17 protein-coding genes are annotated in these 19,153 nt (G+C 72.2%); 7 read left to right on the top strand and 10 right to left on the bottom strand.

The annotated features are described in order from the left end of the window. Positions 1–84: 84 nt before the first annotated feature. Positions 85–2,730: a response regulator gene (locus ACFY3L_RS30975; RefSeq protein WP_389331831.1), complete on the bottom strand. Its 2,646-nt coding sequence runs from the start codon at positions 2,728–2,730 to the stop codon at positions 85–87. Positions 2,731–2,818: 88 nt separating this feature from the next. On the opposite strand from ACFY3L_RS30975, the gene ACFY3L_RS30980 reads away from it, so the two are divergent. Beyond that, a complete protein-coding gene (locus tag ACFY3L_RS30980; RefSeq protein WP_344501026.1) occupies positions 2,819–3,049 on the top strand; it encodes a hypothetical protein in 231 nt (76 codons plus the stop codon). Between the two features lie 19 nt (positions 3,050–3,068). On the opposite strand, the gene ACFY3L_RS30985 is transcribed toward ACFY3L_RS30980, so the two are convergent. Further along, positions 3,069–3,431: a TraR/DksA family transcriptional regulator gene (locus tag ACFY3L_RS30985; RefSeq protein WP_389331834.1), complete on the bottom strand. Its 363-nt coding sequence runs from the start codon at positions 3,429–3,431 to the stop codon at positions 3,069–3,071. 147 nt (positions 3,432–3,578) lie between these two features. Here ACFY3L_RS30985 and ACFY3L_RS30990 point away from each other — a divergent pair, with 147 nt between their 5' ends. Next, positions 3,579–3,980 (top strand): ATP-binding protein, encoded by a 402-nt coding sequence (locus tag ACFY3L_RS30990; protein ID WP_389331837.1) that lies wholly within the window; start codon positions 3,579–3,581, stop codon positions 3,978–3,980. Between the two features lie 83 nt (positions 3,981–4,063). Here the strand turns inward: ACFY3L_RS30990 and ACFY3L_RS30995 are convergent, their stop codons facing one another. After that, entirely contained in the window at positions 4,064–4,405 is a 342-nt protein-coding gene (locus ACFY3L_RS30995; protein WP_389331840.1) for an STAS domain-containing protein, read from the bottom strand. A 137-nt stretch (positions 4,406–4,542) separates the two neighbouring features. Between ACFY3L_RS30995 and ACFY3L_RS31000 the strand changes: the two genes are divergently transcribed. Together ACFY3L_RS31000 and ACFY3L_RS31005 are read left to right on the top strand one after the other, a co-directional pair. Continuing rightward, complete coding sequence (locus ACFY3L_RS31000; protein WP_389331843.1) at positions 4,543–5,865, top strand: PP2C family protein-serine/threonine phosphatase; 1,323 nt, start codon at positions 4,543–4,545, stop codon at positions 5,863–5,865. Next, complete coding sequence (locus ACFY3L_RS31005; protein ID WP_389331846.1) at positions 5,862–6,875, top strand: B12-binding domain-containing protein; 1,014 nt, start codon at positions 5,862–5,864, stop codon at positions 6,873–6,875. The genes ACFY3L_RS31000 and ACFY3L_RS31005 overlap by 4 nt, the downstream gene beginning before the upstream one ends. A gap of 20 nt (positions 6,876–6,895) precedes the next feature. Here ACFY3L_RS31005 and ACFY3L_RS31010 read toward each other — a convergent pair whose 3' ends face one another. Together ACFY3L_RS31010 and valS are read right to left on the bottom strand one after the other, a co-directional pair. Further along, positions 6,896–7,702 (bottom strand): TrmH family RNA methyltransferase, encoded by an 807-nt coding sequence (locus ACFY3L_RS31010; RefSeq protein WP_389332533.1) that lies wholly within the window; start codon positions 7,700–7,702, stop codon positions 6,896–6,898. Next, the gene (valS, locus tag ACFY3L_RS31015; protein ID WP_389332536.1) at positions 7,702–10,200 is read right to left on the bottom strand and encodes a valine--tRNA ligase; all 2,499 of its coding nucleotides are present in this window, start codon (positions 10,198–10,200) and stop codon (positions 7,702–7,704) included. Before valS ends, ACFY3L_RS31010 begins: the two co-directional genes overlap by 1 nt. A gap of 36 nt (positions 10,201–10,236) precedes the next feature. Here valS and ACFY3L_RS31020 point away from each other — a divergent pair, with 36 nt between their 5' ends. Next, a complete protein-coding gene (locus ACFY3L_RS31020; RefSeq protein ID WP_389331849.1) occupies positions 10,237–11,670 on the top strand; it encodes a fused MFS/spermidine synthase in 1,434 nt (477 codons plus the stop codon). Here ACFY3L_RS31020 and ACFY3L_RS31025 read toward each other — a convergent pair. From ACFY3L_RS31025 to ACFY3L_RS31045, 5 genes are all read right to left on the bottom strand, one after another. Further along, positions 11,657–12,403, bottom strand: a complete 747-nt coding sequence (locus ACFY3L_RS31025; protein WP_389331852.1) for an NAD(P)H-binding protein — start codon at positions 12,401–12,403, stop codon at positions 11,657–11,659. The genes ACFY3L_RS31020 and ACFY3L_RS31025 overlap by 14 nt on opposite strands. 87 nt (positions 12,404–12,490) lie before the next feature. After that, positions 12,491–14,230, bottom strand: coding sequence for a VWA domain-containing protein (locus ACFY3L_RS31030; protein ID WP_389331855.1), 1,740 nt, complete (start codon positions 14,228–14,230; stop codon positions 12,491–12,493). 192 nt (positions 14,231–14,422) lie between these two features. After that, positions 14,423–15,220: an endonuclease/exonuclease/phosphatase family protein gene (locus ACFY3L_RS31035; protein WP_389331858.1), complete on the bottom strand. Its 798-nt coding sequence runs from the start codon at positions 15,218–15,220 to the stop codon at positions 14,423–14,425. A gap of 3 nt (positions 15,221–15,223) precedes the next feature. Further along, positions 15,224–15,844, bottom strand: coding sequence for a hypothetical protein (locus ACFY3L_RS31040; RefSeq protein WP_389331860.1), 621 nt, complete (start codon positions 15,842–15,844; stop codon positions 15,224–15,226). Then, positions 15,841–16,908, bottom strand: coding sequence for a TolB family protein (locus ACFY3L_RS31045; protein WP_389331863.1), 1,068 nt, complete (start codon positions 16,906–16,908; stop codon positions 15,841–15,843). Before ACFY3L_RS31045 ends, ACFY3L_RS31040 begins: the two co-directional genes overlap by 4 nt. A gap of 191 nt (positions 16,909–17,099) precedes the next feature. Here ACFY3L_RS31045 and fabG point away from each other — a divergent pair, with 191 nt between their 5' ends. Both fabG and ACFY3L_RS31055 read left to right on the top strand, forming a co-directional pair. Further along, positions 17,100–17,861 carry a 3-oxoacyl-ACP reductase FabG gene (fabG, locus tag ACFY3L_RS31050; RefSeq protein ID WP_344501000.1) on the top strand — a complete coding sequence of 254 codons (762 nt, stop codon included), beginning with the start codon at positions 17,100–17,102 and terminating at the stop codon, positions 17,859–17,861. Then, positions 17,858–19,075 (top strand): acyl-CoA dehydrogenase family protein, encoded by a 1,218-nt coding sequence (locus tag ACFY3L_RS31055; RefSeq protein WP_389331867.1) that lies wholly within the window; start codon positions 17,858–17,860, stop codon positions 19,073–19,075. Before fabG ends, ACFY3L_RS31055 begins: the two co-directional genes overlap by 4 nt. Positions 19,076–19,153: the final 78 nt, after the last annotated feature.

Consider the following 19,153-nt stretch of genomic DNA (forward strand, 5'->3'; position numbering starts at 1 on the left):
TGCGCTCCGGCGCCAGCCTGAGCTCCACCCTGTAATCCCGATTCGCAGCCCTCCGCTACGCTCCGGCCCGCTCATGCCGTCACCTCAGTTCGCTCCGGTCCCGCGTGCCTCGGACAGTGTGCTGGCCACGGCGGCCAGGTCGACCCACTCGCGGACACCGTCGGAGGCGGCGGCGCTGCGGGGCATGGTGCCGATGACCTTGCCGGTCAGGCGGACCCGGTCGGCGTCGGGCAGGTCCGGCTCGGTCAGCGCCAGGACCGGGATCCCCCTGGTCGCCGGGTCGCCCTCCAGCCCGGCGAGGAGCGCGAAGCCGTCGACGTCGGCCATCTGCAGGTCGCAGATGATCAGGTCGAAGCGCCGGTCGCGCGACAGGCGCAGCCCTTCCGGACCGTCGTCGCAGGTGACGACGTCGATGCCGCCGTCGCGGAGGTGCTGCTCGACGACGTGCCGGGTCTGGTCGTCGCGGTCGACCACCAGCACCGAGGCGCCCTCGGTGCCGGCGCCCTTCGCCGGGACGACGTGCCGGGCGAGCTGGGCGAGCAGCAGGTCGTGGTCGACGGGCTTGACGAAGAAGTCGGCGGCGCCGAGCGACAGGCCGGCCCTGCGGTCGTCGACGATCGTGGCGAAGAAGACCGGGATGTCGCGCAGCGACTCCTCCTGCTTGAGCTCCCGGATCACGTCCCAGCCGTCGATGCCCGGCATGATCACGTCGAGCAGGATCGCGTCGGGCGTCCAGGTCCGCGCCGCGGCCAGGCCCTCGCTGCCGCTCGGCGCGACCCGCACCTGGTATCCGGCGGCGGCGAGGTAGGTGCGCAGCAGCTCGGCGGCCCGGGCGTCGTCGTCCACGATCAGCACCCGGCCGCGGGCGGCGCCTTCCGCCTTCCTGACCGGCTTCTCGAGCGGCAGCGGTGCCGGGATCTCCGCGGTCGCGTCCGGCAGCCGCACGGTGAAGCGGCTGCCCTCGCCGAGCGCGGACTGCAGCGCGATCGAGCCGCCGTGCGCCTCGACCAGCCGCCGGGTCAGCGCCAGGCCGAGCCCGGTGCCGGCCTTTCGCTGGGCGGCGTCGCCGACCTGCTGGAACTCCTCGAAGACGCGGCCCTGGTCCGCCGCGGCGATGCCGACGCCGCTGTCGGCGACGGTCAGCGCGACCTCGCCGGCCCCCTGCGCGGCGGTCAGCGAGATCCGGCCGCCCTCGGGCGTGAACTTGATCGCGTTGGACAGCAGGTTCTCCAGGATCTGCCGGAACCGGAGCGGATCGGCGAGGACCCCGACCCGCGGCACGCCGATCGTCACCTCGAGGCGCTTGCGGTCGGTGAGCGGCCGCAGGCCCGTGATCACGTCATTGACCGCGGCGTCGAGCGCGAGCGGCTCCGGGTGCAGCTCCATCCGCCCGGCCTCGACCTTCGCCAGGTCGAGGATGTCGTTGATGAGGCAGAGCAGGTGCCGGCCGCTGTTGTGGATGTGGTCGACCCACTCGGCGGGCACGGCGCGCCGGTCGCCGTCGGGGTGCTCGGCGCGCATCAGGTCGCTGAAGCCGATGATCGCGTTCAGCGGGGTCCGCAGCTCGTGGCTCATGCCGGCGAGGAAGTCGCTCTTGGCCTGGCTGGCGTGGGTGAGCGCGGCCACGGACTCGGCCAGCTGCTCGGCGAGGCGGCGCTGCTCGGCGAGGACGGCGCTGCGCTCCGCGAGGACCTGGGCCTGGCCGCCGAGCACCGCCGTGAGGCGCAGGTCGTCGTCGGTGAACAGGGCGCGGTAGTGGTCGAGCAGCAGCACGGCGCCGCGCTCGCCCTGCGACAGCGGCAGCTCGAGCGCGGTGACGTACTGGGCGCTGGTGGTCCGCACGTACCAGGCGGCGAGTTCGCTCTTGTCTCCTCTGGCCGGCTGCCTGGCGGTCAGGAGCGCCTGCAGGTCGGCGGCGGTCAGCTCGGGCATCGGCTCGTGCGGCAGGCTGGCACCGGAGCGGCAGACGGCGGCGACCTGCTCCAGGCGGCCGTCGGGGGCGACGCGGATCAGCACGGCGGCGTCGGCGCCGGTCGTCTCGTGCACCACCTGGACGTAGCGGCGCCAGACCTGACCGGTGCTGACCGCGGCCGGTAGCCGCTGGAGGTCTTCGGTCGCCTCGTACCAGACGGTGGCCGACATCATCCGGCGCAGCCACGCGGGCGGCATGAACGCGACCAGGTAGCCGAGCGCGGACACCAGCGCCACGACCCGGCCGGCGGGCGCCAGCCAGCTGGTCGTGCCCGGGTACACCACCGCGCCGGTGAACAGCATCAGCATCATCAGCACGAACACGTAGGTGGCGGCGCCGGCGAGCCGCAGCCTGGCCCGGGCCGCGCCGGAGCGCCGCTGGGCGCCGAGCAGCAGGTACGTGCCGGCGATCACCTCGGTGACGGTGAACGAAACGGTGGCCAGCACCAGGTAGCCGAGGTCGAGCGGCCGGGGCGCGACCGCGACGACGACGGTGCTGGCGAGCAGCGAGACCAGCAGGGTGCGGCTGAGCCAGACCGGCACGTGCCGGAGCTTCGCGGTGAGCCGCAGCGTCAGGTACGGCTGCAGCATCAGCAACGCGGTCGAGGCGGCGCTCGCGGCGAGCGGCAGCGGGCTCACCAGCATCTGGCGGGCCACCGCGGTGGCGCACACCACCACCGGGGGCAGAAAGATCAGCGTGATGTCCCGCTGGATCGGATCCCGGGTGGCGGCGTACCCCACGAGTGCACGCAGGAACACCGCTACTACCAGCAGTGCTGTGACTAGAGTTACCATTCGACTACGCCCCGTAACAGTTGAACGGGACTCACTCTAGTCAGGGGGACGGATGGGCGCGACAGAACCGGCCGACGAGCTCGCCCTGTTGCGGGCCGAGATCGCCGACGGCGCCCACGACCTTTCCAACGCGCTGGGCGCGATCCTCAACTATGTGGCGTTCCTGTCCGAGGACCTCGCCGCCGACTCCGCCGCCGCGGACTACCTGCCGCACCTGCAGAGCGCGGCGCACCGGGCCCTCGGCGTCGTCGAGCGACTGAGCGCCAGCGGCGCACGCCACTAGCGCTCAGCCGGGCTGCTTGTCAGCGGCGCTCCGTCAGGCTCTTGCAGCGGACGCAGAGGGTCACCGACGGGAAGGCCGTCAGGCGGGCGACCGGAATGTCCTCCGAGCAGCGCTCGCACCGGCCGTAGGTGCCCTCCTCGAGCCGCTCCAGCGCCCGCTCCACCTGGTCCATCCTGCCGCGGATCGACAGCGCGAGGGCGAGCTCCTGGTCCCGGCTGAACGCCTTGGTGCCCAGGTCGGCGACGTCGTCACCGGCGTCGACCACGCCCGCGAGGGTCATCTCGGCGACCGCCTCGGCGTACTCGTCGGCGAGCTCCTGATGACGTGCCGTCAACGCGGCACGCAGGTCCGAAGAGCGCTGCGCGCCACCGGCGATCGTCATTTCTGGCTGCACGAGCATGTTGCGCCCCCCTGGAGTTCGACTGGGTTTCGGTGTGCCCATCGCAGCCGTGCCGCAAACCTGTCACCTGCCCGACTCAAGGCGCCGTATCACTGTTCAACGGGGACGCGACCGGGCACCATGAAGGACGTGTTCACGGTGGATCCCGACGGCCTGACCGAGCCCGGCGCGGATGCGGTCAGCGTCGAAGTGCCGGCAGGGCAGGCGCGCCACGCCCGCCGGGTGATCACGGGCGCGCTGAGCATGTGGGACCTGCCGCACCTCACCCGCGCCACGGTGATGGTCGGGCACGAGCTCGTCGCCAACGCCCTGCGTCACGGCATGCCGCCGGCCGTGCTGCGACTGCTGCGCCGTGACGGTGCGGTGCTCATCGAGGTGAGCGACGCGAGCCCGGCCCTGCCGCGGATCGCCGAGATCGACAACGAGACCAGCACCTCGGGGCGGGGCATGTTCATCGTGTCGCGCCTGGCCCGCTCGTGGGGCGTCCGCCCGCAGCCGATCGGCAAGATCGTCTGGGCCGAGCTGGTCTAGGCCGCTCGCCCGGGTTTCGGCGCCTGGTTCCCTGGCGTCTGTTTCGGCGCTCAGGCCTTTTCGGCGCTCAGGCTTCTCGGTGGTCAGGCGGCCTGCTTCTCGTCCCTGATCGGCAGGATCTGGTCCAGGCCGGTGATCTCCAGGGTCATCGACACGTCGTCGTTGGGGTTGGCGACGATCAGGGTCGCGCCCGCCTGCTGCGCCCGCCGCCAGCAGCCGACCAGCGTGCCCAGCCCGCTGGAGTCGATGAAGGCGAGCTCGGTCAGGTCGATGACCAGCTCCGTCACGCCGGCGTCCAGCTGCTTGACCACCTCGGTGAGCAGCTTCGGCGCGGTGTCCAGGTCCAGGTCACCCACCGCGTCGAGTCGTGCCCGCTGCCCCTCGCGGCGCACCGACAGCGCCCAGACTGTCTCGTCGTTGACCACGTTGCGCCTTGTCCTTTCGCGAACCGAGCTACGGATCGGCTACTGATCGCTGGTCAACAGTGTGTGGTACCCATTGGGCGGACTTCAAACGCTCACACCGTTTGACCCGGTCGGAGGTACGACGCAGACTCGAACCCATGACCAGCGATCTGGGCTTCGTGGGGCGTGCACCGGCCTCGCTCGACGAAGCTGCCATGCTGGCCGTCGCCCAGCGGCGGGCGCAGTTCCTCGCTGACGCCAGCCGCACCGTCTCCGGGTCGCTCAACCTGCCGCACACCGTCCGGCGTTCGCTGTCCGCGTGCGTGCCGCACCTCGCCGACTGGGCGCAGATCATGCTCATCGGGCGGGAGGGGGCGTCGTACACCTGCCTCGTCGTCAACGGGACGGGCACCTCGTCCGCGGCTCGGCGCCATCCCGACGCCGACGGAGTCAACGGGCAGTCGAGACTCCTGGTCACGGGGCGGCCGGAGCTGCTGCACGTCTCGCTGGAGCAGGACCCGCTGGAGCCCGACGGCCTGGTCGCCCTCGTGCCCGACGAGCGGATGCGCGAGCAGGTCGCGGCGCTGCGCCCGGCCGACGTGCTGGGCCTGCCGCTGACCGCCCGCGGCACGACGTTCGGCACGCTGACGCTCGCCCGTCGCACCGGCTTCGGGTTCGTCGCCGAGGACATCTCCATCGCCGAGGAGCTGGCGGTCCGCATCGCACTCGCGCTGGACGCCGCCCGCCGGTATGCCGAGCGCGCCGCCGTGGCCACCGTCCTGCAGGCCAGCCTCCGGCCACCGGAGCTGCCGAAGCTGGAGGGCAGCGCGCTCGCCGCCCGCTACCGCGCCGCCTCCGGCGACGCCGAGATCGGCGGCGACTTCTATGACGCGTGGGGCAGCCCCGATGACTGGTCGTTCGTCCTCGGCGACGTCTCCGGCAAGGGCGTCGAGGCGGCCGTGGTCACCGGCCAGGCGCGGCACACCGTCCGCGGCGCCTCCGCCGTCGACCGTGACCCCGCCGCGGTGCTCCGCGCCCTCAACACGATGCTCGACGGCACCACCTCCGGCCGGTACGTGACCGCCGTCTACGGCCGGGTCCGCCGGACCGGCGGTGCGCTGCACGTGACGCTCGGCTCCGCCGGCCACCCGCCGCCGCTGGTCGTCCGCACGTCCGGCGCGGTGGAGCCCGTGGCGGTGCGAGGGCTCGCGGCCGGCCTGGTCGCCGGGGTCGAGTACACGCCGGCGGAGGTCACCCTGGCGCCCGGCGACACCCTCGTCCTCTACACCGACGGCGTCACCGAGGCCCGCCACCACAGCGTCCGCGACGGCACGCGGCGCCTCTGCGAGCTGCTGTCGCAGTACGCGCAGGTGGGCGTCGACGCGCTGGTGGAGGCGATCGAGATCGCCGTCCTCGAGGGCTCCGACGGCACGCAGCGCGACGACCTGGCGGTGCTGGCCCTGCGGGCGGCCGCCTCGTGACCTCTTCCCTGTCTCTGGATTTCGGGCCGTACTTCTCCTTCCTGGAGCGCCGGGACGCGGCGGGTGCCGTGGCGCACGCGCTGGCGCTGGTCGACGACGGCGCCGACCCGGTCGACGTCCTGCTCGACGTCGTGGGCCGCGCCCAGGAGCAGGTCGGCCTGCGCTGGGCGGAAGGCTCGTGGACCGTCGCCCACGAGCACGCGGCGACCGCGATCAGCGAGTCCGTCGCCCTCGCCGTCGGGGCCCGCATCCCCGCCCCGGCCGACCCGCTCGGCCACGTGATCCTCGCCTGCGCGGAGCGCGAGTGGCACGGCCTGCCGGCGCGCCTGGTCGGGTACTGCCTGCAGGCGGCGGGCTGGCGCACCACCTTCCTCGGTGCGTCGATGCCGGCCCGCCAGTTCGCCCGGTTCCTCGACGACGTGGACGCCGACGCGGTCGCGATCAGCTGCTCCGTCGCCGCGTCCCTGCCCGCCGCCCGCCGCCTCATCGACGCCGCCCGCGAGGCGGGCCTGCCGGTCCTCGTCGGCGGCGGCGTTTTCGGCTCCGACGACACGCGGGCCCGGGCGCTGGGCGCCTCCGGCTGGGCGAAGGACGCCCGCGACGCCGCGGCGGTGCTCGCCGGCCTCGTCGCCCACCGGGACCTGCGCGCTGCCGTCTCGGAGCGCGCCCGCCACGCCGGCGCCGACGAGCACGCCGAGATGGTCGTCCGCTTCGCCGAGTTCCGCACCGCGGCCCGCCTGATCTGGCTCCAGTCGCACCGCTCCGGATCTCAGGACCCGGCGGAGGACGGCGGCCTGTTCGACGATGCGATCGACCACGCGCTGCACGCCCTGTCAGCGGCGCTGCTCACCGACGACCCGCGGCTGCTCCGTGAGGCCAGCGACTGGCTGACGGCGCTCTTCGCCGCCCGGGGCGAACCCGCCGGCGCGATCCCAGACCTGTGGCTCGCCCTGCACCGCACCGTCGGCGAACCGCTCCCCGAGGCCGCCCGCCACCTGAAATCCTTGTGACCGCGTGCCGGGCGCGCTTGTTACCAGGACGACTTGCGGGCGCGGGCCTCGTAGAGGAGGACCGAAGCGGAGACTGAGACGTTGAGCGAGTCGCCCGAGCCGAGCATGGGGACGGCGACGCGCTGGTAGCCGTGGCCGTACCACTCCTTGCCGATGCCGTAGCGCTCGCTGCCGACGACCAGGGCGGTGCGGCCCGAGTAGTCCGCCTGGCGGTAGTTGACCGCCTCGTCGGTGTCGGCGAGGAGGACCGTGAACCGGTGGCGCTTGAGCCAGGCGACGGCGTCGGCGGTCTGCTCGAACTCGACCGTCGGCACGGTGAGGATCGTGCCCTGGCTGGCGCGGATGACCTTCGGGTGGGTCAGGCGGGTCTTGCGGTTGGTGAGCACCAGGCAGTCGGCGCCGCAGGCGTCCAGGGACCGGATCAGTGTGCCGAGGTTGCCGGGGATCTCGAGGCCGTCGGCGACCAGTACCAGCGACGACTTGCCGAACCGGAGATCGTCGGCGTCCCACCGGGGCAGGGCTGCGAGGGAGAGCAGGCCGTCGGGCTTGTCGCGCTCGGAGATCTTCTCCAGGGTCCGGAGCGAGATCCGGAACGACCGGTCCGCCCGCGCGGCGATCTCCTCGGCACGGCGGTGGGCCTCGTCGGCGTAGATCGCCTCGGGGCACCAGAAGAACGTGTCGATCGGCGCGCCGGCCTCCAGGAGCATGTTGTGCGCCCAGAGGCCTTCGGCGACGAAGAGCTTGTAGCGGTTGGGTGCGGTGTTGTTCTGGATGTGCTGCACCTGCCGCACGGCGGGGTGCTGGACCCCGATGGCCTGGAGTTCCATCACAACGTGACGGTAACGGACAGTTCCTCAGCGTCGGTGATGGCCCACGACCGCACGTTGCCGGCCGCGGTCAGGTCGGCCTTGACCTGCTCCAGGACTGCCGCGGGGCCGGCCACCGCCAGCAGCGCCACCTCGGCCCGCATGGACTGCTGGGCTGCCGACTTCGCCTTCCGCACCGCCGCCAGCACCGCCGTCGCAACCGACAAAGGGGAAATGTCGGAAAAGTCGCGATCGACCGGTGACGAAGGCGCGATGGGGAGGTCGGTGGGTGCGCCGGTCGGCCAAGAGGCACGGTGGATGGAGCCGGGCTGCCACCAGGACCAGATCTCCTCCGTCACGAAGGGCAGGAACGGGGCGAACAGGCGCAGCAGTGTTGACAGCGCCGTGGTCAGGGCGGTGCGGGCCGAGTCGGCGGCGGGGAGCTCGCCGTAGGCGCGGGACTTCACCAGCTCCAGGTAGTCGTCGCAGAAGGACCAGAAGAACTGTTCGGTGCGTTCGAGGGCGCGCGCGTAGTCGTACGTCTCGAAGGCGGCCGTCGCCTCGGTCACCACCGACGACAGGGCGGCCAGCAGGGCCTTGTCCACGGGCTCGGTGACGAGTCCGGTGGCCGGCACGGGGAAGCCGAGCACGAAGCGGCTCGCGTTGAGGAGTTTCGTGGCCAGGCGGCGGCCGATCTTCATCTGGTTCACGTCGAGCGCTGTGTCGACGCCCGGGCGGGCGCTGGTCGCCCAGTAGCGCAGGGCGTCGGCGCCGTACCGGTCGAGCATGGCCTCCGGGGAGTCGCCGGCGTTGTTCTTGGTCTTGCTGATCTTCTTGCGGTCGGGGTCGACGATCCAGCCGGCGATCGACGCCCGCTTCCACGGCAGCACGTCGTGCTCCACGTGGGCGCGCAGCACGGTCGAGAAGAGCCAGGTCCGGATGATCTCGTGGGCCTGGGGGCGCAGGTCCATGGGGAAGACCCGGCTGAAGAGGTCGGGGTCGTCGAGCCAGCCGCCGATGATCTGCGGGGTCAGCGAGGACGTCGCCCAGGTGTCCATGACGTCGGGGTCGCCGATGAACCCGCCGGGCCGGCCGCGCTGGGTCTCGTCGTAGCCGGGTGGCGTGTCGCTGCTCGGGTCCATCGGCAGGGTCGACGGCACGATGGGGTCGTCGTAGATGGGGTGGGCGTCGTCGTCCAGGCGGTACCAGAGCGGGATCGGCACGCCGAAGAAGCGTTGCCGGCTGATCACCCAGTCGCCGGTGAGGCCTTCCACCCAGTGCTCGTAGCGGGATCGCATGTGCGCCGGGGTCCACTGCAGCTCGCGCCCCCGGGCGAGCAGCGCGGCGCGGAGCTCCGGCGAACGGCCGCCGTTGCGGATGTACCACTGGCGGGTGCCGACGATCTCGAGGGGCTTGTCGCCCTTCTCGTAGAACTTCACCGCGTGGGTGATCGGCCGCGGCTCGCCTTCGAGCATGCCGTCGGCGCGCAGTGCGGCGACGATCTTCTCCCGCGCCTGGTTGATGGTGAGGCCGGCGACGAGTGCGTACAGGTCCTCGTCGACGCCGGGTGGGGGCTGCAGGCCGAGCCGGCCGTTGCGCTGGATGACGGTGCGGGTCGGCAGGTCGAGCTCCCGCCACCAGGTGACGTCGGTCAGGTCGCCGAAGGTGCACACCATCACGAGGCCGCTGCCCTTCGCGGGGTCGGCCAGGGGGTGCGCGAGCAGCGGCACCTCCACGTGGAACAGCGGTGTGCGCACGGTCGTGCCGAAGTGCGGCTGGAACCGCTCGTCGGAGGGGTGCGCGACGAGTGCCACGCAGGCGGGCAGCAGCTCGGGCCGGGTCGTGTCGACGGCGAAGTCGCCGAAGCGGATCCGGTGGTAGGCGCCGGGGCGCTCGCGGTCTTCGAGCTCGGCCTGGGCCACCGCCGTGCCGAACGTGACGTCCCACAGGGTCGGGCCGTCCACGGCGTACGCGTCGCCGCGGGCGAGGCTGTTGAGGAACCCCTGCTGGGCCGCGGTCCGGGCCCGGTCGCCGATGGTCGTGTAGAGCAGCGTCCAGTCGACGGAGAGGCCGAGGTTGCGCCACAGCTGCTCGTAGGCTTGCTCGTCCACCTCTGTCTGGCGTTTGCAGAGGTCGATGAAGTTCCGCCGGCTGATCTTCTGTGGCGGGCCGCCGGGTGTCTTCGTGATGACGAGGTGCTCGTCGTACGGCAGGGCGGGATCGCACTGCACGCCGTAGGTGAGCTGCACCCGCCGTTCGGTCGGCAGGCCGTTGTCGTCCCACCCCATCGGGTAGAACACGTCCCGGCCGCGCATGCGCTGGTAGCGGGCGATCGCGTCGGTCTGCGTGTAGGAGAACACGTGGCCGATGTGCAGCGCCCCGCTCACCGTCGGCGGTGGTGTGTCGATCGAGAACACGCTGTCGCGGGTGGCGGTCCGGTCGAATCGGTAGGTCCCTTCGGCGTCCCATACCTTTACCCAGCGCGCCTCGAGTCCATCGAGGGTCGGCTTGGCGGGTATGCGCGTCGAATCGGACATGTGCCCCATGCTAGAGCGGTGGATGCCGCGACACCCCTCAATAACCGTATCGCCGCCGGTCTGGTGTTCCTGACCAGCGGGGCCGTGCTCGTCCTGGAGGTCGTCGGGCTGCGGCTCGTCGGGCCGTACGTCGGTGTGACGCTGTCGAGCAGCACCGCGGTCATCGGTGTGGCGCTGGCCGCGATCGCGTATGGCGCATGGACCGGTGGCTGGCTCGCGGACCGGCGGGTCGATCCGCGCCGGCTGCTGTCGCCGCTGCTGTTGCTGGGTGCCGCCGCGACGGCCGCAACGCTGCCGATCGTCCGGGTCGCCGGTGCGTGGCTGCGCGGCACGGACCCGTCGAGTGTGCTGCTGCTGGCGGTGATGGCGCTGTTCGTGCCGGCGGCGCTGCTGTCGGCGGTGCCGCCGCTGGTGGTGAAGTTGCAGCTCGCCGATCTCGCGCACACCGGGAGGGTGGTGGGCCGGCTGTCCAGTGTCGGCACGCTCGGCGCGATCACGGCGACGTTCGCGACGGGGTTCGTGCTGGTGGCCACCGTGCCGACGAGTGTGATCCTGCTGGTCCTGGCGGGTGTTCTGGCGCTTGCCGGCTTCGGTTTCGGCGGGTACTGGCAGCGCACCGGCAATCTGTCCGCGGTGTTCGCGTTCGTCGTCATCGGCGTGCCGCTCGGCATCGTGACGCCGTCCCCGTGCGACGTGGAGACCGCGTACACCTGCGCCGCGGTGGGCGAGGACGGGGACGACGGCCGCATCCTGTTCCTCAACGGCGCCCAGCACTCCTACGTGGATCTCGGTGACCCGGAGCATCTGGAGTACGCGTACACGCAGTGGATCGGGTCCTATGTGGACGGTCTGCCGACGGGCCCGTTGCGGGTGCTGCACGTGGGTGGTGGCGGGTTCACGCTGCCGCGGTACGTGGCCGCCACCCGCCCGGGCAGTGACAATCTCGTCCTGGAGCTGGATCCGGCGCTCGTCGCGCTGGACCGGCGGCGGCTCGGCCTGCGGACCGGCCCGCTGCTGCGGGTCGAGACCGGTGACGCCCGTGCGGGTCTGCGCCGCCAGCCGTCCGCGTCGCGCGACCTGATCATCGGTGACGCGTTCGGCCATCTCGCGGTCCCGTGGCATCTCACCACCCGCGAGCTGGTCACCGATGTCCGGCGGGTGCTGCGTCCCGGCGGTGTCTACGCGCTCAACGTCATCGACGGTCCGGCCCGCCGGTTCGTCCGCGCCGAGGTCGCCACGATCGCCGCCGTGTTCCCGTTCGTGACCCTGGTGGCGCCGCTGCCCGCGCTGCGGGGCGAGACCGGCAGCAACTTCGTCGTGTTCGCTTCCACGTCGCCGGTGCGGGCCGTGCCCGACTCCCTGACCGGCGACGACCTTCGGGCCTTCGTGGGAGGAGCGCGGATCCTGACCGATGACCACGCGCCGGTCGATCAGCTGCTCACCTGGGACTGAGCGGCTTCGGGTCCCGTCCGGTCAGGCGCCGCACGTCGTCACTGACGGTCGCGAGCTCGCCGGCGGCGATCGCCTCGTAGGAGCTGACCCACCCGGCGACCTCGAACGCCGGCGCCCCGTAGTGTGCGCGCGACGCGTAGGCCTCCTCGACGGTCTCGGGGACATAGGTGAGCCCGAGCCGGTCCGCGACCTCGTGCATGGTCAGCGCCTCGGGTCCGGTGAGCTCGTAGGTCCGCCCGTCGTGGCCGTCCTGCGTGAGTGCCGCGACGGCGCTCGCGGCGATGTCGTCGTAGCTGACGGCGGCGAGCCGGCCGTCGCCCGCGGGTCCGCGGATGACGCCGTCAGGGCCGGCCAGGTGGGGCAGCATCTCCTGGTAGAGGTTGTCGCGCAGGAAGGTCCAGCGCAGGCCGCTCTGCCGGATGTGCTGCTCGGTGTGCCAGTGGTCCCGGCCGAACGTGAAGGTGCAGTCCGGTGCGGCGCCCGCGAACGACAGGTACACGATCCGCTGGACGCCTGCCGCGACGGCCGCGTCGACGGCGCTGCGGTGCTCGGCGACCCGGTCGGCCGACTCGCGCGCCGAGATCAGCAACAGCGTCCCGACCCCGTCGAGCGCCTGCCGCATCCGGTCGGTGTCCCGGTATTCGGCGTCCTTGCGCGTCAGCCGCCGCGCCTCGGGAACCCCCGCCGCGACCCTTCCCCCGACCTGCCCGGATGCCCCGGTCACCGCGATCACGCACTCCAGTATGCGCCGCCCGCGTCCCATGATCCCGTGCGGTTCCGGTAACCAGAGCTACCGGAACCGCACGGGATCACGAAACTCCTACTTGGGCTGTACGGCCTGGCCGCGCAGCGAGATGGCCTGCAGGAAGATGTCGCCGATCTTGGCCGGGTCGGGGGCGACGAAGGTGCCGCCGCCGACGGCGTCGGTGATCTGGCGCATGGCGCCCTCGCCGACCTTGTCGCCGATGCCGATGAGGATGACCTGGATGGGCTTGGCCGGGTCGGCGGCCGCCTTGAGCTCGGCGATCAGCTGCTCCAGGGAGAGGCCGCCGGCGGGGTCGTCGTTCTCGCCGTCGGTCATGACGATGAGGGAGTTGATCCGGCCCTGGTCCCAGCCGCTCTGCACGGTCTTGTAGCCGGCGAGGATGGTGTCGTAGAGGGCGGTGTCGCCGTTCTGCTTGGGGCGGATCGACTGCAGCGCCTGGAGGCACTGGTTGCGCTGGCTGACCAGCGGGCCGATGGGGACGAGCTGCTTGTAGTCCTTGGCGCCGTCGAGCTGGGTGGAGAAGGTCCACACGCCGAGGGCCCAGGAGTCGTCGAAGAGCTGCATGCCGCGGCGGGCCGCTTCGAGGGTCACCGTCATGCGGTCGGCGCCGCCGGCGGTGGGGACCTTCGTGAGCATCGAGCCGGACACGTCGATGACGGCGAGCATGCGGGCTGGGAGGGTGATCGCCTGCCACTTGCCGAGCAGGGCCTCGATGGTGGCGGCTTCGGGGACCTGGCCGGCGGTGAGGGCGCTCGGGGCGCCGGTCGGGGTCTGGAAGCCCTTGCCGGCGACGCCGTCGGAGCCGCGGAGGCCGATCGCGCCGAGCCGGTCCCGGAACTGGTCGCCGCTGAGCACCTTGAGCAGCTGCTCGGCGGCGGCGGTGTGCTCCTTGCCGAGGATGACGAACGGGTAGTCGAGGGCGAGCGGTGCGGGCTCGGCGTAGATCGCGGCGATGCGGACCGGCGGCTGCTGGGCGTTGTACTGGATGACCGCCTGCTCCGACAGCGGCGCGACGGTCAGTCCGGCGCTGAGTGCCTGCGGGTCGGAGCCGCGTGGGAACTTCTGCATGAGGTCGTCGCGCAGCGAGGACCGGCCGGCGGCGAGCGCGCGCAGCGCGGCGGTCGCGGTCTGCGTGGCCTGGGTCTGGTTGCCGCCGGCGGAGGCGGTCGCGGCGGCGGCGAGGGTCATCAGGCCGGCGAGGCCGGTCGAGTCGCGGCTGGGTTCGACGATGCCGAGCTTGACCTTCTGGTCGCCGGCCACCTTCCCGATCAGGTCGGTGTACTTGATTTTCGTCTGGGGCCAGCCGAAGGAGGTGGTCGCGATCGGCTCGGGGACGGCGACGACGATGGGGCTGCGGGCGATGGACTTGGCGCTGGCGGGGACGCCGGCGGGGTTGACGGCGCGCAGGCGCTGCAGCCACAGCGACGAGTCGGGCACCCACACGTCGGGGATGCGGGTCTTGCCGTTGGCCTGGCCGACGCCGGTCAGGGACTTCTTGGAGGTCGCGGCGATCGCGGCGGCCACGTCGGCGGATGCGGCCTCGATGACCTCGACGTCGACGCAGTTGCCGTCGGACTTGGCCTGGTTGGACCAGTCGGCGACCTGCTGCTTCAGCGCGGGCGCGATGTCGGCGGGTGCGCTGACGGTGAGCTTGGTGGACGCGCCGCACGACGGCTGGGAGTACTTCTGGAACGCATACCAGCTGCCGGCGAGGACGACGAGCACGGCGACGGCGGCGGCGCCCATCTTGAGCGCTGCGCCTGACGACCCCGCTGAGCGGTGGCGACCTTTCACGGCTCTTATCCTCCGGACCGGCGGCCTTTGCGGCCTTGTACCTTCGGTTGGAAATCACTGACGGTACGCATCCCAACAAACGAACGCCCAATCTACAAGGCACCGAAGAATCGTAGTTATCCGAACACGGTTCGCAATCATGCCCGGACAAACCGCCGCAAGCAGGCATTCCGCTCGCACTTATAATCTGTCCTAATCGATCTTCAGCGTGCCCGGCCGATCACGGAGCGTCACAATCAGCGGCCGGTGGTCGGAGATCGGCACCGCCGGCGCGGCCGTCTCCAGGACCCGCGGGAGGCGCTCGATGCCGCGCCTGTCGGCCAGCACGTGGTCGAACTGCACGCGTGGCGTCGGTGCCGGGTAGGTCGGCAGGCTCGCGAGCCGGTACCAGCCGGAGAAGAGCCGCGGCAGCCCGCCCGGGAGGTTGAGGTCGCCGAGGAGCACGCGCGGCGCCGGCAGCGGGCGCAGCGCCCGGCGGACCAGCTGGAGCTGCCGGACGTTCCAGCCGGGGACGAACGACAGGTGGGTGGTGGCGACGGTCACACGCCCGGCAGGGGTTTCGAGCACCGCGGCGATCAGGACCCGCGGCTCGTCGTCGAGCAGCAGCAGCTGGGATCCGGCCAAGAGGGGCGCGCGCAGCGGGGCGGCCGGCAGGCGGGTCACCCGCCACTCGACCACCGGATACCGGCTCACCAGCGCGACGCCGTAGTGCGGGTCGGTCCCGTCCTGGTCGCCGTCGGTCGCCGCCCGGAAGCCCTCGCCGGGGGTGCCGACCACCGCCGGCACGAATATGACGTGCCTCGCGCCCAGCGCGTCGGCCGCGATCGTGGCGAGGTCGGCGTGGCCGCTGCGGAGCTGGCCCCGGTCGACCTCCTGCAGCCCGAGCACGTCGGCGTCCAGCGCGGCGACCGTCGCGTGGATCCGGGCGGCGTCGACCTGCCCGTCGGCGAGCGACCGTCCGTGCATGAGGTTGAACGTGCCCAGCCGCATGCCTCATTGTCGCCGCTGCAGCTTGCGCACCGCCGCTCTGGCGATCGCCTCCGTCTCGGCCCGGTCGACCTCCGGCTGGCCGAAGTGCACGAGGGTGCAGGTCGTGCCGCCGACGCGGACGACGAGCAGATAGCCGCCGAGGGTGTAGGCCTCGTCGCCGGCGCCGCCGGACGCCGCCATCCTGACAGCCGCGGACTCGTCGCCGAGGCTCGGCAGCCCGGCGTCGGCCACCGTGACGCTGGTCGTCCCGCCGCCGGGATCGGTGTCCGTGAACGCCGCGCACCGGGTGCCGAGCTCCCGCAGTACACCCACCGCATCCGGATTCTCGGAGACCTCCTCGGCGAGGAAGGGACCGGTCGCACCGCCCTCGAACCGGACGCCGGTGCCGCCCGCGCGGAACCGGTCGATCAGGGCGTCGCAGCCGGCGACGCTGACCGTGCTGGCCCTGCTGACCTCGGGCTCCGCCTGCGGTGGGCTGGTCACGTAGCCGTCGGGCAGGTCCTCGACGGCGAGCAGCGCGCCGCCGGTGGCCGAACGCGAAGGCTCCGGCTCGACAGGTGTCGAACCGGAGCCACACGACGCCAGCGTGAGTGCCAGCGTGATGCCGATCAGCTGTCTGGTCATCGGGCCTGGACGGTCGGCTGGGAGCCCTGGTGGAGCGGGGTCCGCGCGCCGGTGGCCAGGTCGACCGCGGTCACCCACGAGTGGCCCTGGTGCGACGCGGTCAGCACGCCGGTACGGCGGCCCGCGTAGACCATCTCGCGGTCGTCGGCGGCGCCGATCTGGTGCCGGTTGCCGCCGTCGGCGTCGGCCTCGGTGACCCGCACCGCGGTGCCGTCCTCGGTGTAGGTGGTCCAGGTGACCTTCTGGCCGTCGGGCGACCAGGCGGGGACGACGCCGAAGCCGCTGGTGCCGCTGCCGCCACCGCCGTAGTAGTCGATGGCGCGCTCGGTGCCGGTCTCGACGTTGCCGACGCTCAGGCAGTTGTCGGCGATCGACTCGCACTCGCCGCCACGGAACGCGATCTTCGAGCCGTCGGGCGACCAGGCGACCGCGTCGTCGGTGCGCAGGCGGTCCACGAGCTTCCCCGGCTTGACCTCAGCGGCCTGCTCAGCGGCCTGCTCAGTGGGCTGCTCAGTGGCCTGCTCAGTGGGCTGCTCAGTGGCCTGCTCAGTGATGTACGCGACCTCGGGGACGGCCTGGTCCCGGCAGGAGGCGGGGAACAGCGGCTGCGACACGGCGCCCGCGGGACCGTCGGCCGCCACCCTGAAGACGCCGGGGCCGCCGGTGCAGGACAGCGCGGCGTAGGCGATCCACGAGCCGTCCGGGGACCACGAGGCGCCGCCGGCGACCCGGTCGCTGACCTGGCGCTTGCCGCTGCCGTCGGCGTTCATCACCCAGACCGTGTCGTTGTGCAGGTACGTGAGCTTCGTGCCGTCGGGGCTGAACCGCGGCCGGGCGTTGACCTCGTCCTCGGTGAGGCGGACCTCGTTGTAGCCGTCGCTGCTGTAGATGACGCCGGCCCGCACGTAGGCGACGGTCTTGCCGCCGATCGCGGCGGGCGCGGCGGAGGCACCGGGAGTGGCGGTGGCGGCGGTGGCGGCGGTCGATCCGATCATCGTCCCGAGGCCCGCCAGAGCGGCGAAACCAGCCAGCGTGACTGCCTTCTTGATCGTGTTGCCGTTCATCCGTGCCCCCCGTGCTGCTGTCTCTTCCGTGTGACGCTGAGACCATCGGCGCAACCGTGCCGCACCTGAACGGTTCCCTGCCGGGAACTTCCGGGAAATTCCGCCAATCGGACATATCGCACGGCCGGTGTGAACAATCTGCACTTGCAGTGCCTTTTCAGGACCGTGTCTCACGGGTAAGGATCGGAGGCATGACTGACACACAGGCCCGCGTGGCGATCGTGACCGGCGCGGCCCGCGGCATCGGCGCCGCGACCGCCCTCCGACTGGCCGCCGACGGGCACGCCGTCGCGGTGCTCGACCTGGACGAGGGCGCCTGCAAGGACACCGTCGAACAGATCCAGGCCGCCGGCGGGCGCGCCCTCGCCGTCGGGGCGGACGTCGCCGACGCGCAGGCCGTGGCCGCCGCCGTCGACCGGGTCGCCGGCGAGCTCGGGCCGCCGCTGGTCCTGGTCAACAACGCCGGGGTGCTGCGGGACAACCTGCTGTTCAAGATGAGCGACAGCGACTGGGACACGGTGATGGGGGTGCACCTGAAGGGTGCGTTCCTGATGAGCCGGGCCGCGCAGACGCACATGACGGCGGCGAAGTTCGGCCGGATCGTCAACCTGTCGTCGTCGTCCGCGCTCGGCAACCGGGGCCAGGCCAACTACTCCGCGGCGAAGGCCGGGCTGCAGGGCTTCACGAAGACCCTGGCGATCGAGCTGGGCCCGTTCGGCGTCACCGTCAACGCCGTCGCGCCCGGGTTCATCGCGACCGACATGACCGCCGCGACCGCCGCCCGGGTCAAGGTCGACTTCGAGGCGTTCCAGCAGGCGGCGGCCGAGCGGATCCCGGTCCGCCGGGTGGGCGTGCCGGCCGACGTCGCGCACACCATCTCGTTCCTGGCGAGCGAGGGCGCGGGCTTCGTGTCGGGCCAGGTCATCTACGTGGCCGGAGGCCCGCTCAATTGAACCCTCAGTCGAACGCCCAGTCGAACGCACAGCTGAACCCGGCAGACCTGGCGAAGGAGTTCCTCGCCGCACACGACCCCAACGCGCTCGACCCGCAGGACTTCCTGCGGGCCCGGTTCGACGCCGGGCTCGCGTGGGTGCAGTTCCCGGAAGGGCTCGGCGGGCTCGGCCTGCCGCGGGAGGAGCAGGCGGCCGTCGAGGAGGTGTTCGCGGCGGCGGGCGCCCCCGACAACAACCCGCGGCGCATCGGCATCGGCCTCGGCATGGCGGCACCGACGATCCTGCGGCACGGCACCGACGAGCAGCGGCGGCGCTGGCTGCGCCCGCTGTGGACGGGCGAGGAGGTGTGGTGCCAGCTGTTCAGCGAGCCCGGCGCCGGATCCGACCTCGCCGGCCTCGGCACCCGTGCGGTCAGGGTGAGCGACGGGGACGGCGACGGGTGGGTCGTCGACGGCCAGAAGGTGTGGACGTCGATGGCGCACGAGGCGCGGTGGGCGATCCTCATCGCCCGCACCGACCCGGCCGTGCCGAAGCACCGGGGCATCACGTACTTCGTGCTCGACATGACCGCGCCCGGGGTGGAGGTGCGGCCGCTGCGCCAGGCCACCGGCGAGGCCGAGTTCAACGAGGTGTTCCTGACCGGCGTCCGGATCCCCGACACCGACCGGCTCGGCGCGGTCGGCGACGGCTGGGCGGTCGCGCAGACCACGCTGATGAACGAGCGGGTCGCGATCGGCGGCGGCGCGTCGCCCCGCGAGGGCGGCGGCATCGGCATCGTCGCCGGCCTGTGGCGGGAGCGGCCCGAGCTGCGCACTCCGGCGCTGCACGACGCGCTGCTGCGGCTGTGGGTCGAGGCGGAGGCGGCGAGGCTCACCGGGATGCGGCTGCGCCAGCAACTGGCGGCAGGGCAGCCGGGGCCGGAAGGGTCGGCGGCGAAGCTGCTCTTCGCCCGGCTCAACCAGGAGATCTCCGGCCTGGAGCTGGACCTGCTCGGCGAGGAGGGGCTGCGGCACGACGAGTGGACGATGCGGCGCCCGACCATCGTCGACTTCTCCGGGCGGACCGCCGGGTACCGGTACCTCCGCGCGAAAGGCAACTCGATCGAGGGCGGCACGTCGGAGATCCTGCGCAACATCGTCGCGGAGCGGGTCCTGGGGCTGCCGCCGGAGCACCGGCTCGACAAGGACGTCGCGTGGAAGGACCTGCCGAAATGAGCGTCCAGCGAAGCGGCTCGGGCCGCTCATCAGCATTGCAGGTTCGGCTCAGGCCGACGCCGGAGCGAAGCGGAGGTG

Source organism: Dactylosporangium sp. NPDC000521 (assembly GCF_042898305.1).
Lineage (GTDB): Bacteria > Actinomycetota > Actinomycetes > Mycobacteriales > Micromonosporaceae > Dactylosporangium.

Excerpts from the sequence above, each read along its gene's own strand:
- ACFY3L_RS31000 (WP_389331843.1), top strand. The coding sequence starts at position 4,543 with ATGACCAGCGATCTGGGCTTCGTGGGGCGTGCACCGGCCTCGCTCGAC.
- ACFY3L_RS30985 (WP_389331834.1), bottom strand. The coding sequence starts at position 3,431 with ATGACGATCGCCGGTGGCGCGCAGCGCTCTTCGGACCTGCGTGCCGCG.
- ACFY3L_RS31035 (WP_389331858.1), bottom strand. The coding sequence starts at position 15,220 with ATGCGGCTGGGCACGTTCAACCTCATGCACGGACGGTCGCTCGCCGAC.
- ACFY3L_RS31045 (WP_389331863.1), bottom strand. The coding sequence starts at position 16,908 with ATGAACGGCAACACGATCAAGAAGGCAGTCACGCTGGCTGGTTTCGCC.
- ACFY3L_RS31040 (WP_389331860.1), bottom strand. The coding sequence starts at position 15,844 with ATGACCAGACAGCTGATCGGCATCACGCTGGCACTCACGCTGGCGTCG.
- ACFY3L_RS31010 (WP_389332533.1), bottom strand. The coding sequence starts at position 7,702 with ATGGAACTCCAGGCCATCGGGGTCCAGCACCCCGCCGTGCGGCAGGTG.
- ACFY3L_RS30980 (WP_344501026.1), top strand. The coding sequence starts at position 2,819 with ATGGGCGCGACAGAACCGGCCGACGAGCTCGCCCTGTTGCGGGCCGAG.
- fabG (WP_344501000.1), top strand. The coding sequence starts at position 17,100 with ATGACTGACACACAGGCCCGCGTGGCGATCGTGACCGGCGCGGCCCGC.